The sequence below is a fragment of the Rhodococcus jostii RHA1 genome (assembly GCF_000014565.1).
Taxonomy (GTDB): domain Bacteria; phylum Actinomycetota; class Actinomycetes; order Mycobacteriales; family Mycobacteriaceae; genus Rhodococcus_F; species Rhodococcus_F jostii_A.
In genome coordinates, this window is sequence record NC_008268.1 from 870,147 (window position 1) to 883,676 (window position 13,530).

Annotated in this window: 13 protein-coding genes; 7 read left to right on the forward strand and 6 right to left on the reverse strand. The window is 68.7% G+C overall.

What is annotated here, in order from left to right; translation table 11 throughout:
* Positions 1-3: 3 nt before the first annotated feature.
* The 6 genes from RHA1_RS03905 to RHA1_RS03930 all read left to right on the forward strand — a co-directional run bounded on the left by RHA1_RS03905 (position 4) and on the right by RHA1_RS03930 (position 7,575).
* Positions 4-1,539, forward strand: a complete 1,536-nt coding sequence (locus RHA1_RS03905; protein WP_011594059.1) for a sugar ABC transporter ATP-binding protein — start codon at positions 4-6, stop codon at positions 1,537-1,539.
* Positions 1,536-2,555 carry an ABC transporter permease subunit gene (locus RHA1_RS03910; protein WP_011594060.1) on the forward strand — a complete coding sequence of 340 codons (1,020 nt, stop codon included), beginning with the start codon at positions 1,536-1,538 and terminating at the stop codon, positions 2,553-2,555. Before RHA1_RS03905 ends, RHA1_RS03910 begins: the two co-directional genes overlap by 4 nt.
* Positions 2,556-2,574: 19 nt before the next feature.
* Positions 2,575-4,077: an NAD-dependent succinate-semialdehyde dehydrogenase gene (locus RHA1_RS03915; RefSeq protein WP_041811048.1), complete on the forward strand. Its 1,503-nt coding sequence runs from the start codon at positions 2,575-2,577 to the stop codon at positions 4,075-4,077.
* The gene (locus RHA1_RS03920) at positions 4,074-5,135 is read left to right on the forward strand and encodes an SDR family oxidoreductase (protein WP_011594062.1); all 1,062 of its coding nucleotides are present in this window, start codon (positions 4,074-4,076) and stop codon (positions 5,133-5,135) included. The genes RHA1_RS03915 and RHA1_RS03920 overlap by 4 nt, the downstream gene beginning before the upstream one ends.
* A 30-nt stretch (positions 5,136-5,165) precedes the next feature.
* On the forward strand, positions 5,166-6,908 hold the full coding sequence (locus RHA1_RS03925; RefSeq protein WP_011594063.1) for a flavin-containing monooxygenase: 1,743 nt from the start codon (positions 5,166-5,168) through the stop codon (positions 6,906-6,908).
* 229 nt (positions 6,909-7,137) lie between these two features.
* On the forward strand, positions 7,138-7,575 hold the full coding sequence (locus RHA1_RS03930) for a cupin domain-containing protein (RefSeq protein WP_011594064.1): 438 nt from the start codon (positions 7,138-7,140) through the stop codon (positions 7,573-7,575).
* Positions 7,576-7,596: 21 nt separating this feature from the next.
* Here RHA1_RS03930 and RHA1_RS03935 read toward each other — a convergent pair whose 3' ends face one another.
* Genes RHA1_RS03935 through dprE2 form a run of 4 tightly spaced genes read right to left on the reverse strand, consistent with a single transcriptional unit; the run spans position 7,597 to position 11,097 of the window.
* On the reverse strand, positions 7,597-8,340 hold the full coding sequence (locus tag RHA1_RS03935; RefSeq protein ID WP_011594065.1) for a cobalt-precorrin-6A reductase: 744 nt from the start codon (positions 8,338-8,340) through the stop codon (positions 7,597-7,599).
* Between the two features lie 2 nt (positions 8,341-8,342).
* Positions 8,343-9,092, reverse strand: a complete 750-nt coding sequence (gene cobM, locus RHA1_RS03940) for a precorrin-4 C(11)-methyltransferase (protein ID WP_009473503.1) — start codon at positions 9,090-9,092, stop codon at positions 8,343-8,345.
* A complete protein-coding gene (locus RHA1_RS03945) occupies positions 9,089-10,324 on the reverse strand; it encodes a bifunctional cobalt-precorrin-7 (C(5))-methyltransferase/cobalt-precorrin-6B (C(15))-methyltransferase (RefSeq protein WP_011594066.1) in 1,236 nt (411 codons plus the stop codon). Before RHA1_RS03945 ends, cobM begins: the two co-directional genes overlap by 4 nt.
* Entirely contained in the window at positions 10,321-11,097 is a 777-nt protein-coding gene (gene dprE2, locus RHA1_RS03950) for a decaprenylphospho-beta-D-erythro-pentofuranosid-2-ulose 2-reductase (protein ID WP_016880746.1), read from the reverse strand. The genes RHA1_RS03945 and dprE2 overlap by 4 nt, the downstream gene beginning before the upstream one ends.
* A 30-nt stretch (positions 11,098-11,127) precedes the next feature.
* Here dprE2 and RHA1_RS03955 point away from each other — a divergent pair, with 30 nt between their 5' ends.
* A complete protein-coding gene (locus RHA1_RS03955; protein WP_009473506.1) occupies positions 11,128-11,541 on the forward strand; it encodes a TIGR03618 family F420-dependent PPOX class oxidoreductase in 414 nt (137 codons plus the stop codon).
* Here RHA1_RS03955 and RHA1_RS03960 read toward each other — a convergent pair.
* Positions 11,501-12,259, reverse strand: a complete 759-nt coding sequence (locus RHA1_RS03960; RefSeq protein WP_011594068.1) for a polyprenol monophosphomannose synthase — start codon at positions 12,257-12,259, stop codon at positions 11,501-11,503. The two genes, RHA1_RS03955 and RHA1_RS03960, sit on opposite strands and share 41 nt — an antisense overlap.
* Before the next feature lie 118 nt (positions 12,260-12,377).
* Positions 12,378-13,517, reverse strand: a complete 1,140-nt coding sequence (locus RHA1_RS03965; protein WP_011594069.1) for a M24 family metallopeptidase — start codon at positions 13,515-13,517, stop codon at positions 12,378-12,380.
* Positions 13,518-13,530 lie beyond the last annotated feature (13 nt).

Here is a 13,530-nt window from a genome sequence, read left to right on the forward strand (position 1 = left end):
ACCATGGGTACGCTCACGAAGGCCCCCGCCGCGCGTCTCGAAGGCATCACGAAGTCCTTCAACGGCAACTCGGTGCTGCGCGGGGTGTCATTGTCCTTGCATCCCGGAGCGGTCTCCGTCCTCGCCGGTGAGAACGGTGCGGGCAAATCGACCCTGATCAAGGTGCTGACCGGCATCTACCAACCGGACTCGGGAACGATCCACGTCGCCGGCTCGCCGGCGCACTTCACCGGCCCGGGCGACGCACGCGCACACGGACTCACGGTCATCCATCAAGAGCTCAGCCTTGTTCCCGAACTCACCGTCGCGGAGAACATGGTGCTCGGCCGGGAGCCACGGCGACGTCTGGGCCGACTGGACCGCGGTGCCGCCCGCCGACTCGCCGTCGCGGCCCTGGCACGGGTGGGGTCGACTATCCGACCCGAAACCTCTGTGTCCGAACTCAGTACGGGTCAGCAACAGTTGGTCGAAATCGCCCGCGCCCTGTCCGAGGAGCCCCGGATCCTCGTTCTGGACGAGCCGACTGCCGCACTGTCGCAGGACGAGGCCGACAACCTGCTCCGCCTGGTCGCCGAACTCAAGGCGCACGGCCTGGCCATGCTGTACATCAGTCACCGGATGGCGGAGATCGACCGCATTGCCGATCACGTCACCGTCCTCCGCGACGGCGTCGTCGCCGACTCGATGGCCCGAGCGGACATGACCACGGACCGGATCGTGACATCGATGGTGGGCAGACCTGTCGAGATGATGTACCAGCACCGGAGAGCCACGGCACGCACCGACGTCCGACTCCAGGTCAGCGACCTCTCCTCCGACAGAGTGCAACCCTGCTCCCTGGAGGTCCGCGCAGGTGAGGTCGTCGGGTTGGCGGGCATCGTCGGCGCCGGCCGAAGCGAACTGTGCCGTCTGGTGGCCGGCTTCGACAAAGCCGCGGCCGGGCGGGTCGTGGTCGACGAACGACACGTCGACCTCGGCACCCCCCGCTCGACCGCGGCAGCCGGTATCGTGATGCTCCCGGAGAGCCGCAAGGAACAAGGCCTGTTCCTCGACATGTCGATCGCCGACAACGTCTGCCTCGGTACTGGGTTCGGCCGCCACCGCTTCGGCCGGACCTCGCCGGCAGCATTGACACGCGCGGCCACTCGATACACCGAGCAGATGCGCGTCAAAACCACCGGCGTCGACCAGCGCGTCGGGGATCTCTCCGGCGGCAATCAGCAGAAGGTCCTCCTCGCGCGCTGTCTCGCCAAGCAACCGTCGGTACTCATCCTCGACGAACCCACGCGCGGCGTCGACATCGGAGCCAAGGCCGACATCTACGCACTCATCAACGAGGTCGCTTCGAAAGGCGTTGCAATATTGTTGATCTCCTCCGAGCTTCCGGAGGTCATCGGCCTCTCCGACCGCATCCTCGTCATGCGCGAAGGCGAGATCGTCGCCGAGGTCACCGGCGACTCCATGACCGAGCAAGACATCATCCGGCACGCCACCGGAAGCGCGACTGCCCCTCCATCGCTCACCGAGGTAATCTCATGACCACCCGACTTCCCTCCCCCGCCCTGCCTGCGGCGCCGCACCGGCCCCCGCGTTCGAACGGTATCCGCCACCACGTCGCCGCACTCGCCGACCGGCTCGGTGTGGCGCTCGCACTCATCGTGCTGATCGCCGTGTTCTCCACAGTCGCACCGTATTTCCTGTCGGTCGACAACCTCTTCGACGTCGCCCGGCAGATCTCCGTGACCGCGATACTCGGTGCGGGACTGACCTTCGTCATCATGACCGGAGGCATCGACCTGTCCGTCGGTTCGGCGGTGGGCGTGACCGCGTTCGTCGCCGTCGCCCTCTCCATCAACGGCGCTCCCGCCCCGGTCGCCCTGCTCGGTGCGCTGGCCGCCGGCCTGATCATCGGATTGATCAACGGTGCGCTGGTGGCCGGGCTCGGGTTGGCGTCGTTCATCGTCACCCTCGCCGCGTTGACATACCTGCGTGGGGTCACCTACGTCGGTACCGACGGCAAGACGCTGTTCTCGACGGACCTCGGCTACGCCGTCCTCGGCCACGGCTCCCTACTCGGTGTACCGATTCCGGTGCTCGTGATGGCCGCGGTCTTCGCGGGCGGATGGTATCTGCTCAATCGCACCGTCTTCGGGCGCTGGGTTCGCGCAGTCGGCGGCAACGCCGAAGCCGCCCGACTGGCCGGCATCCCTGTCCGGCGAGTGCTCACCACCGTGTACGTGATCTCCGGCATCTGCGCCGCCGTGGGCGGAATCATCGCGTCGGCCCGTCTGCAGAGCGCGGTGCCGGACCTCGGTGCCGGATACGAATTGTCCGCGATCGCTGCCGTGGTCCTCGGCGGGACGTCACTGATGGGCGGGCGAGGCTCGTTGATCGGCACCCTGGTGGGTGCGGCGATCATCGGGGTTCTCGTCAACGGTATGACGCTGCTCGACGTCTCGACGTTCTACCAGCAGATCATCCAGGGCGCGGTCATCGTGCTCGCGGTGGCGCTGGACCGGCTGCGCATCAAGTCCTCGGGGACGCAGCATGCGTGACACACGATCAAAGGAAACCATGACGTACGAAACCATGAAACCCGATGCCGCACTGGCGAAGGTGCCCACCGACCTGTTCATCGGAGGCAGGTGGGTATCACCCGGAACGGGGCAGACCCTCGCGGTGGAGAACCCCGCCACCGGCGATGTGATCGCCGAGATCGCCGACGGCGGGCTCGCCGACATGGCCGCCGCTCTCGATGCCGCCGCGGCCGCCCAACGAGACTGGGCGCGCACCGCTCCCCGGACGCGCTCGGACATCCTGCGCCGCGCCTACACACTCATGCTCGAGCGATCCGACTATCTCGCCACCCTGACGACGCTCGAGATGGGCAAGCCCTACGCCCAGGCGCAGGCCGAGGTGACGTACGCAGCCGAATACCTCCGCTGGTACTCCGAGGAAGCCGTGCGCATCGGCGGCCGCTACACGGTCACCGAATCGGGGGTCGGCCGGATCGTCACGATGGCCCAGCCAGTCGGCCCGTGCCTGTTCGTCACCCCGTGGAACTTTCCCCTGGCGATGGGCACCCGCAAGATCGGCCCCGCGCTGGCGGCGGGCTGCACCTGCATCGTCAAACCCGCGAAGCAGACTCCGCTGAGCATGCTGGCGACCGCGTCGATCCTGGAGGAGGCCGGGGTTCCCGCCGGAGTGGTCAACATCGTGCCCAGCAGTGACTCGACCCGAGTCGTGGCCGCGGCCATGAATGATCCACGGCTGCGGAAGATCTCGTTCACCGGCTCGACCGAGGTAGGACAGTCACTGGTCCGGCAATCGGCCGACCAGTTGCTGCGCGTGTCGCTCGAACTCGGCGGCAACGCCCCCTTCATAGTCTTCGACGACGCCGACGTCGGCTCGGCAGTGGACGCCGCGGTACAGGCGAAACTGCGCAACAACGGGGAAGCCTGCACCAGCGCCAACCGCCTGTACGTCCATTCCTCGATCGCCGGCGACTTTGCTGCCGAACTAGCCGAGCGCTTCTCCGCGCTGACCATCGGCCCGGGCATGGACCCCGGCACCGACATCGGCCCACTCATCGACGACAAGCAACGACGCCAGGTGCAGAGGCTGGTCGACGACGCCGTCGCCAAGGGCGCACGCGTCGTGACGGGTGGGAACCCCCTCGACCGTCCGGGCTGTTTCTTCGCGCCCACCGTCCTCACCGAAGTTCCCGGTGACGCGCTCCTGATGCAGGAAGAGATCTTCGGCCCCGTCGCGCCGATCATCTCCTTCGACGACGAACCCGCGGTCCTCGAATCCGCGAACTCGAGTCGGTACGGGCTCGCTGCCTACGTGTTCACCCGCGACCTGGACCGCGCGATCCGCGTCGCCGAACAACTCGACAGCGGAATGGTCGCGATCAACCAGGGAACGGTGTCGAACCCGGCAGCACCGTTCGGCGGTGTCAAACATTCCGGCTACGGGCGGGAAGGCGGCCCGGAAGGCCTCGCCGAATACCTCGAGACGAAGTACGTCGCGCTGGGCGCGGGCACCGCACCCACGAGTACCGGAGGCATGGCATGAGCGACGGGAAGACTCTGGTCGTCGGCGCCCACGGAGTGATCGGCAGCGCAGTGGTACGCACGCTGACCGACGAGGGCAGGGACGTCGTCACGGTGGCACGCCGCGGCCCGGTCCAGCTGCCGGGCGGGACGACGGTCGCCGACCACATCCAGGTCGATCTCCTCGACGGCGCGGCCACCTCGGCTGCGTTCGCCGGCCGTTCCGACATCGACACGATCGTCTACGCCGCGTACGCCGAACGTGAGTCGATGGCGGCCACCGTCGCACCGAACGTCGCAATGCTGCGGCACGTGCTCGAGGCGGTCGGAGGGTCATCCTCCACCCTTCGGCATGTCGTTCTGATCGGCGGTGGAAAGTCGTACGGCGAACACCACGGCTTCTACAAGACACCCGCCAAGGAGACCGACCCCCGCCACCTCGGTCCCATCTTCTACAACGACCAGGAGGACCTGCTCTTCGCCGACGCCCAGCAGCACGGGTACACCTGGACCGTCCTACGACCGGATGCAGTGCTGGGTGTGAGCATCGGATCACCGATGAACATGCTGACCGGTGTCGGCGTCTACGCAACCCTGTGCCGGCATCAAGATCTGCCGCTGCGCTTCCCCGGAACCCCGAAGGCCTGGACGGCGCTGCACCAGGCGACGGACAGTGCCGTCGTGGGCGCCGCGGTGCACTGGGCGCTCGACGCCGAAACGGCACGCGGCGAGACGTTCAACGTCACCAACGGTGACAACTTCCGCTGGCAGCATCTGTGGTCGGACATCGCAGGCTTCTTCGGCATGGACGTCGCACCGATGCAGCCGATGACGCTCGGCGAGCAGATGGCGGACAAATCCGCACTCTGGGACGACGTCGTCGCCCGGCACCAGTTACGTCCGCTACCGCTGTCCGCGGTGGCAGCCTGGCCGTTCGTCGACGGATGGTTCGCCATGGAGTCCGACATGGTGCAGAGCACGATCAAGATCCGCCGGGCCGGCTTCACCGCGTGCATCGACACCCACGAGAGCTTCGTCGCCAACCTCGAGCAGCTCCGGGCGCTTCGCCTGATTCCGTAATCCCTTTACACTTTTCGACAGGACTACATCATGACCACCACTTTCAGTGACACCGATCTTCGAACCGACGCCCAGGCGTGGCTCGACGGATTCTCCCGGTTTCTCGCCGCCGAACTTGCACCCACCGCTGTGTTCGCCCCGCAGGCCTACTGGCGCGACGTGCTCGCGTTCACCGGGGATCTGCGCACGTTCAGCGACGAGATTCCTGCGGAGTTGCTCCGCCGCCAGGAGCTCACGAAGGCGACGAACATCCGGATCGCCGAAGACCGGACACCTCCCCGTCTCGTGGAGCGGGCGGGTATCCCCTGCCTGGAGGTCATCTTCGAGTTCGACACCCTCGCCGGGTCCGCCGTCGGGGTCGCGCGGCTGGTCGACGTGCCGGAACGCGGCCTGCTCGTGCGCTCCCTGTTCACAACCCTCGACCAGCTCGCCGACCACCCCGAACGCACCGGCGAGCACCGGCCCGTCGGGCAGGCGGACTCGTCCAAGTTCGGTGGCCCCAACTGGCTGGACCGCCGTATCGCCGCGCAAGCCTACGAGAACCGTGACCCGGACGTGCTGATCGTCGGCGGTGGCCAGTCGGGACTGACCCTCGCGGCCCGGCTCGGGCAGCTCGACGTCGACGCCCTCGTCGTGGACACACATGCGCGTCCCGGCGACAACTGGCGCACCCGATACCACGCCCTGACTCTGCACAACGCGGTGTGGCTCAACGACCTTCCGTACATGCCGTTCCCCGCAACCTGGCCGCAGTTCGTTCCCAAGGACAAGCTCGCCGGATGGTTCGAGGCGTACGTCGAGGCCATGGAAATCAACTTCTGGGGTACCACCGCCTTCATCGGCGGAGACTACGACGAACAGTCGCAGTCCTGGGTCGCGCGGGTTCGCCGCGGCGACGGAACCGTTCGGACCCTGCGCCCCAAGCACGTCGTGATCGCGACGGGCGTCAGCGGCATCCCGTACGTCCCGGAGCTCCCCGGACTTTCGCAGTTCGCCGGTCGCACACTGCACTCGAGCGAATACGACGACGCGAACGACTTCGCGGGTCAGCGTGTCGTCATCATCGGAACCGGGAACAGCGCCCACGATGTCGCCCAGGACCTGCATGCTCACGGTATCGACGTGACGATGGTGCAGCGCAGTTCGACCACCATCGTGAGCGTCGATCCCTCGGCCGCGGCGGCGGATGCGTCGTACCTGACCGCACCGACGCTCGAGGACTGCGACCTCCTCTCGATGGCGACGGTCTATCCCGACCTCTACACCGGCAGCCAGATGATCACCGCGACGATGAAGGAACTCGACAAGGACCTCGTCGCCGCCCTCAATCGCATCGGCTTCCGAACCGACTACGGCGAAGAGGACACCGGCCAGCAGATGAAGTTCATGCGCCGGGGCGGGGGTTACTACCTCAACGTCGGCTGTTCGGATCTGCTGATTTCCGGGCAGGTCGGGCTGGTCCAGTACGCCGATACGGCCGGGTTCGTCGCCGAGGGTTTGAGTTTGACCAACGGTGACGTCGTCGAGGCCGACGCCGTCATCCTGGCGACCGGATACCAGACCCAGCAAGAGGGTGTACGCGCCCTGCTCGGCGACGAGATCGCCGACGCGGTCGGCCCCATCTGGGGATACGACGACGAGGGCGAGGTCCGCAACACGTGGCGGCGGACCGCACAACCCGGACTGTGGTTCTCCTCCGGCAACTTCCAGCTCTGCCGGATCTACTCCAAGGTCCTGGCCATGCAGATCCGCACCGAACTCGACAACGGCTGAATCCGACCGGCCCGGGTGTAACACCGGTGCGCCGGATGACGGGGAGGGACCGATGCGCTCGCTCGGGCTCAGCGGACCCTCCCCGTCCGCGCCGACGCCCCCGAAGCGTCGGGTTCGCGGATATCCCCGCGGCCGCTCCCTCCGGACCCCTACCCTGGACACGCCGAAATGCACTCCCCTGGATGCCTGCGCGCAGTGTGCAGGACCAGCGCGCCGAGAGGTCGTCACGATGCTCCTCAGATCGAGTGTGGTCGTCTTGTCCTGTGCCGTAGCCGCGGTGCTGTCCGCTTCCCCCGCCCAGGCCACGCCGTCCTCGGGGGTGACCGCGCAGGTTTTGTTCGAGACGACGGTTCCGGCGGTCGCCGGAAGCTCGGCGGGCACCGATCTCACGCTGCGGCGCATCGAGATCGCCCCCGGCGGAACGACGGGATGGCACTACCACGACGGTCCGGTGTATGCGTTCGTCGAATCCGGTGTGCTGTCCCGCACTCTGCAGGACTGCACGAAAGCGGTGACGACAGCCGGTCAGGCGATCACCGAGGACCACGGCAGCGATCACGTCCACGAGGGCTCGAATCTGGGAACCGACCCGCTGGTGTTGCTCGCGTTCTACACGGAACCGGAGGGCAAGCCCCTGTCCGAGGACGCGCCGGCGCCGGCCTGCTGACGGGTCACCGCGCCCGCCTCCTCATCGGGTGACCGAGTCGATCCACTCGACTGCTCCCGCAACGTCGTCCACTGTTACCGTCTCCGACGGCGACGGTGGGCGGCTGATCATCAGTACCGGAACGCCCAGCGCACGGGCGGCGTCGAGTTTCGCGTCGGTCTGACCGCCGCCGCTGTTCTTGGTGACCAGGACGGCGATGCGGTGCTCCCGCATCAGCGCGATCTCGTCGGTCACCGCGAACGGCCCACGGGCGAGGAGCAGCGTCGACCGCGGCGGCGTCGCCACGTCGGGCGGATCGATCGCGCGGATGAGAAACCACAGTGCGTGCAGGCCGGCGAACGCGTCGACACCCTGCCTGCCGATGGTGAGGAAGACTCTCGTTCCCAGGTCGGGCAGCAGTGCAGCCGCGTCGGCGAGGTCGGCGGCGCGGTGCCAGCGTTCGCCGGGACGCGGAGACCATTCGGGGCGCCTCAGGACGACGTGCGGTATCCCGCGACGGTGCGCGGCGTCGGCGGCGTTGCTCGTGATCTGCGCCGCGAACGGGTGCGTGGCGTCCACGATCGCGTCGACGGGATGCGCGCGCAGCCACTCGTCGAGCCCGTCCGCTCCACCGAATCCGCCGATCCGCACGTCACCGACGGGCAGGCGCGGATCGCGGACCCGGCCGGCGAGGGAGGACACGGTGTCGACACCCGGAACGTCCGCGAGTGCGGCGGCGAGCGCTCGAGCCTCCCCGGTGCCGCCGAGGATCAGGATCCGTGCCACGCTCAGTGGGTGGTGCGCTCGCGGGTGGCGGAATACAGGTAACTGTCCGGAAATCCCTCGGCAGCAAGCACTTTCCCGACGATCACCACGGCGGTCTTCGTGACGCCCGCCGCCTTCACCTGATCGGCGATCGTCGCCAGGGTGCCGCGGAGCACGATCTCGTCGGGACGCGAGGCGAACGCGACAACGGCGGCGGGACAGTCGCGGCCGTAGTTCTCGGTGAGCTCTTCGACGATCTGATCGATCCGGTGCGCACCCAGGTGCACCACCATCGTGGCACCACTGCGGCCGAGGGAACGCAGGTCCTCGCCCTCCGGCATCGCGGTGGACAGCGTGGACACCCGGGTCAACACGATCGACTGCGAGACACCCGGAACGGTCAGCTCCCGCCCCAGCGACGCCGCCGCGGCGGTGAACGCGGGCACCCCGGGCACCACGGTGTACGCGATGCCGGCGGCCTCGAGCCGGCGCACCTGCTCGGCGACCGCACTGAAGATCGACGGGTCACCCGAATGCAGGCGCGCGACGTCCTGACCGGCCGCGTCCGCCTCGATCAGCAGGGCGACGATCTCGTCGAGGCTCAGCCGCGCCGTGTCGATCACCCGCGCACCCTCGGGGCATTCCGCCAGGAGTTCCTGCGGGACGAGACTGCCCGCATACAGGCAGACGGGGCTCGCCGCGATGATCCGCTGCGCGCGGACCGTGACCAGGTCGGCCGCGCCGGGACCTGCCCCGATGAAGTACACCGTCATGCCGCATCACCTTTCGACTGCTTCGTCACCGACCACTGCGCCACCGGCAGTTGCGGCCGCCACGCGGTGAACCCGCCGAGTGGCTCACCGCGATACACCTGGAACTTGCGGAGCTGCCCGCCGCAATTCGAGAACCACTGCAGCAGAAGCGCTTCCGATTCCGCCGTCACCGCGTTGACCACCATCCGGCCGCCGACCCGGAGCCGCGACCAGCACTCGTCGAGCAGGCCGTCCTGCGTGACGCCACCGCCGACGAAGATCGCGTCCGGTGTGGACAGTTCGGGTGGTACGTCCTCGAACGCTGCGGGCGCGTCGCCGAACACGGCGAGGGACGGCACCCCGAGCGCGGCCGCGTTCGACTCGATCTGGTCGACGCGTGCCGCGCTGCGCTCGAAAGTCACGGCCCGACAGAGGGGGTGGGTACGCATCCATTCGATCGCGACCGTGCCGGACCCGCCTCCCACGTCCCACAGCAACTCCCCCGCCGCCGGGGCGAGGGCGCACAGCGTCAGGGCACGGATCTCGTGTTTGGTCATCTGCCCGTCGCCCGTGAACGCGATGTCGGGCAGTCCGGGCATCCGGGTCAACCGGAGGGTGCCGGAGTCGGCCCGGCAGTCGATCGCGATCACGTTCAGCCGGGCCCCCGGTTCGTGCGACCATGCCGACGCCGTTCCGTCGAGCCTCGACTCGTCGGGCCCGCCCAGTTCGCCGAGCACACTGAGCCGCGACGGCCCGAACCCGTGTTCCGTCAGGAGTTCGGCCACGGCGGCGGGGGTGTGTTCGTCGCGGCTCAGCACGAGCAGTCGCGTGTGATCGCCGAGTGCAGGCAGGAGCAAGTCCACGTGCCGGTTCACCAGACTGACCACGGGCGTCTCGTGCGCCGCCCAGCCCAGCCGGGCGCACGCCAGGGTGGCCGAGGACGGGTGCGGGATCACCCGCACCCGATCCGCGCCGAGCAGGTCGACGAGGGTGACGCCGATGCCGTGGAACATCGGGTCTCCGCTGGCCAGGACGCACACCCGCCGGTCGTGGTGTTGTTCGAACAGGCCCGGCAGCGCGGGAACGAGCGGCGACGGCCAGGCCACTCGCAGTGCCGGCGACTCCGGGAGCAGGCCGAGCTGACGCCCCGAGCCCATCACCACGTCGGCGTGCTCGACCGCGCGTCGCGCGGACGGCGACAGACCGTCCCACCCGTCGGCCCCGATCCCGACGACGACGATCGGGTCGGTCATCGCGGCATCCGGCGCCAGATCGCCTGCGGCAGCAACCTCATGACGAAGAACACCGGGCGCAACCGTCCCGGCACCCACACCCGGCTCGCACCGCGGTGCAGCCCGCGCACGACCGCGTCCGCGACCTGCGCCGGTGTGCTCGACATCGGCGCCGGCGACATCCCCTCGGTCATCCGGCCGATCACGAAACCGGACCGGACGAGCAGGAGGGAGACACCGCTGCCGTGGAGGGCGTCACCGAGACCCGAGGCGAATCCGTCCAGGCCCGCTTTCGCCGACCCGTACACGTAGTTGGCGCGGCGCACGCGCACACCCGCGACGGACGAGAACACCACGATCCGCCCCGACCGCTGTTCCCGGAGCAGGGTGGCGAGATGCGTGAGCACAGCGACCTGCGCGACGTAGTCGGTGTGGACCACGGCGACGGCGTGCCGTGCGTCCCGCTCGGCGCGCGCCTGATCGCCGAGAATGCCGAACGCCAGCACCGCCACCGACAGCGGGCCGTGCGCGTCCACCACGGACCGCAGCAGCTTCTCGTGGCTGTCCACGTCGTCGGCATCGAATTCCACGCAGTCGACCACGGACGCGCCCGCGTTCAGGAGCGCCTGCCGTTCGGCGGCGAGTTCGGTGCTGCGGCGGGCCGCGAGGACGATCGTGCGGCCGGGCGCGAGCCGGGAGGCGATCTCGAGGCCGATCTCGCTGCGACCACCGAGGAGAAGTACCACCCCGTCGTCGCCGGGCTTGCCGCTGTTCTTCTTCGATCCCAGGCTCACCCGTCCAGTGTCCTGGATTACCGTCGGGGCATGGACCGCACCCCCTCCACCCCGATCCGCCTGACCGACGCGGCGCTCGCATTCCTCGGCGAATACCACCTCGGGACGCTCACCACGCTCCGCAAGAACGGCACCCCGCACGTCGTCGCCGTCGGCTTCACCTGGGATCAGGAGCACGGACTGGCGCGGGTCATCACCAACGGCTCCTCGCAGAAGGCCCTCAACGCCGAACGCGGAGGATACGGCGCGGTGAGCCAGGTGGACGGACCGCGCTGGATGACCCTCGAGGGCCCGGCCCGGGTCCTGACCGACCCCGAGTCCGTCGCCGACGCCGTCGCCCGCTACGCCGCCAGGTACCGCCAGCCCCGGGTGAACCCGACCCGGGTGGTCGTGGAGATCGCCGTCAGCCGCGTACTCGGCTCGGCTGCGCTGCGTCACCACTGAACCGCAGCTTCCACGGGACCAGCGCGGACTCGATCTGCACGGCGAGGCTCATCTTGGACACGCCGTCGGTGCGCTCCTCGAACCGGATCGGGACCTCGGCGATGGTCATGCCGCGCTGCACCGTGCGGTAGTTCATCTCCACCTGGAACGCGTACCCGTTGCTCTGCACACCCTCGACGTCGATGGCCCGCAGGGTGTCCGCGTGCCACGCCTTGAACCCGGCGGTGGCGTCCTTGACGCGCAGCCGCAGGATCGCGTTGACGTAGAAATTTGCCCACGCCGACAGCGCCTTGCGATGCCAGGGCCAGTCGCTGGCGACCGCGCCGCCCGCCACGTAGCGGGAGCCGAGCACGACGGCGGCGTCCGTCGTCGCCAGCGTCTCCACCATCCGCGGAATGGCCTCGGTGGGGTGCGACAGGTCGGCGTCCATCTGGATCACGATGCCCGCGCCCTCGTCCAGTGCCCGGGTCATCCCCGCGACATAGGCCCGTCCGAGGCCGTCCTTCACGGTCCGGTGCAGGACCCCGACCGGGATCGGACCGCTCTGCGCGAGCGTGTCGGCGACCGCACCGGTGCCGTCCGGCGAGTTGTCGTCGACGACCAGCACATGCAGGTTCGGAATTTCCGACGCCGCGAGAAGCTCGACGATCTTGGGCAGGTTGTCGCGTTCGTTGTAGGTCGGTACGACGACGGTTACCTTCGGGGCGACGCTTTCCATGACACCTTCGCGTGATCTGTGATCCCGACTCTCCGCAGACGTGCAGCGGTGAGTGCGGTCGTGAACAAATGGAAGATGTTACTACCCGCGCCGCACCGCCCCCGCACGCTCCCGGTGCTCAGCCGGGGAGAACCGTCAGCCCGTGCGGCCGGGTGTTGACCGGCTCACAGCCGTCGGCGGTCACGATGACTATGTCCTCGATCCGTGCACCCCACTCCCCGCGGAAGTAGATGCCGGGCTCCACGCTGAACGCCATCCCCTCGGCCAGTTCGATCGCGTTACCCGACACGATGTACGGCTCCTCGTGCACCGACAACCCGATTCCGTGCCCGGTCCGGTGTACGAACACCTCGGCCAGCCCCTGCGCGGCCAGCAGGTCGCGGGCGGCCGCGTCGACCGCCTCCGCGGTGACGCCGGGACGCACCAGGTCGACGGCCGCCGCCTGCGCCTCCTCCAGTACCGCGAACTTGGCAGCCACACCCGGATCGGGCTCACCCATGCTGTACGTGCGGGTGGAGTCGGAGTTGTAGCCGGGTTCGACGGGTCCGCCGATGTCGATGACCACGACGTCACCCGATTCGACGACCCGCTCGGACACCTCGTGGTGCGGGTCGGCGCCGTGCGGCCCCGAGCCGACGATGACGAACGCCGCCTCGGTGTGCCCCTCCGCCAGGATCGCGGCGGTGATGTCGGCCGCCACCTCGGCCTCGGTGCGGCCGACCTTCAGGAACTCCCCCATGCGGGCGTGGACCCGGTCGATGGCCTGACCGGCGCGGCGCAACGCGTCGATCTCCGCGTCGTCCTTGACCATCCGCAGCTCCCGCAGCACCCCGGTGGCCAGGACCGGCAGCGCACCGAGCGCCTCCGACAACGGAATCAGGTGCAGCGCAGGCATGGCATCGGTGACGGCGGTCCGGGCAGGAGACGGCAGCAGTCCCGACACCAACGCGTACGGGTCGACCCCGTCGACCCAGTCGCGGATCGTCAGACCGAGTTCGGTCGCGGCCGACTCGGTGAGCGACGCCAGTTCGAGCCGCGGCACGACCACGGAGGCGGTGTCGCCGTTCGCGGGGATCACCAGGCAGGTGAGCCGTTCGAACGACTCCGCGCGCGAACCCAGCAGATACCGCAGGTCGGGTCCGGGGGTGATGAGGAGGCCGTCGAGTCCGGCGTCGCGGGCCAGTGCGCCTGCGCGAGCGATCCGGTCGGCATAGATGGTGGTCGGGAAGCGTGAAGTCGATGCGCCGAGGGAACTCATGGCTTCAGGCTAA

Bases quoted from the DNA above. Each gene is read 5' to 3' on its own strand.
- RHA1_RS03930 (WP_011594064.1), top strand. From the start codon at position 7,138: ATGCTCCTCAGATCGAGTGTGGTCGTCTTGTCCTGTGCCGTAGCCGCG.
- RHA1_RS03925 (WP_011594063.1), top strand. From the start codon at position 5,166: ATGACCACCACTTTCAGTGACACCGATCTTCGAACCGACGCCCAGGCG.
- RHA1_RS03965 (WP_011594069.1), bottom strand. From the start codon at position 13,517: ATGAGTTCCCTCGGCGCATCGACTTCACGCTTCCCGACCACCATCTAT.
- cobM (WP_009473503.1), bottom strand. From the start codon at position 9,092: ATGACGGTGTACTTCATCGGGGCAGGTCCCGGCGCGGCCGACCTGGTC.
- RHA1_RS03960 (WP_011594068.1), bottom strand. From the start codon at position 12,259: ATGGAAAGCGTCGCCCCGAAGGTAACCGTCGTCGTACCGACCTACAAC.
- RHA1_RS03920 (WP_011594062.1), top strand. From the start codon at position 4,074: ATGAGCGACGGGAAGACTCTGGTCGTCGGCGCCCACGGAGTGATCGGC.
- RHA1_RS03905 (WP_011594059.1), top strand. From the start codon at position 4: ATGGGTACGCTCACGAAGGCCCCCGCCGCGCGTCTCGAAGGCATCACG.
- RHA1_RS03955 (WP_009473506.1), top strand. From the start codon at position 11,128: ATGGACCGCACCCCCTCCACCCCGATCCGCCTGACCGACGCGGCGCTC.
- RHA1_RS03910 (WP_011594060.1), top strand. From the start codon at position 1,536: ATGACCACCCGACTTCCCTCCCCCGCCCTGCCTGCGGCGCCGCACCGG.
- RHA1_RS03945 (WP_011594066.1), bottom strand. From the start codon at position 10,324: ATGACCGACCCGATCGTCGTCGTCGGGATCGGGGCCGACGGGTGGGAC.
- RHA1_RS03915 (WP_041811048.1), top strand. From the start codon at position 2,575: ATGACGTACGAAACCATGAAACCCGATGCCGCACTGGCGAAGGTGCCC.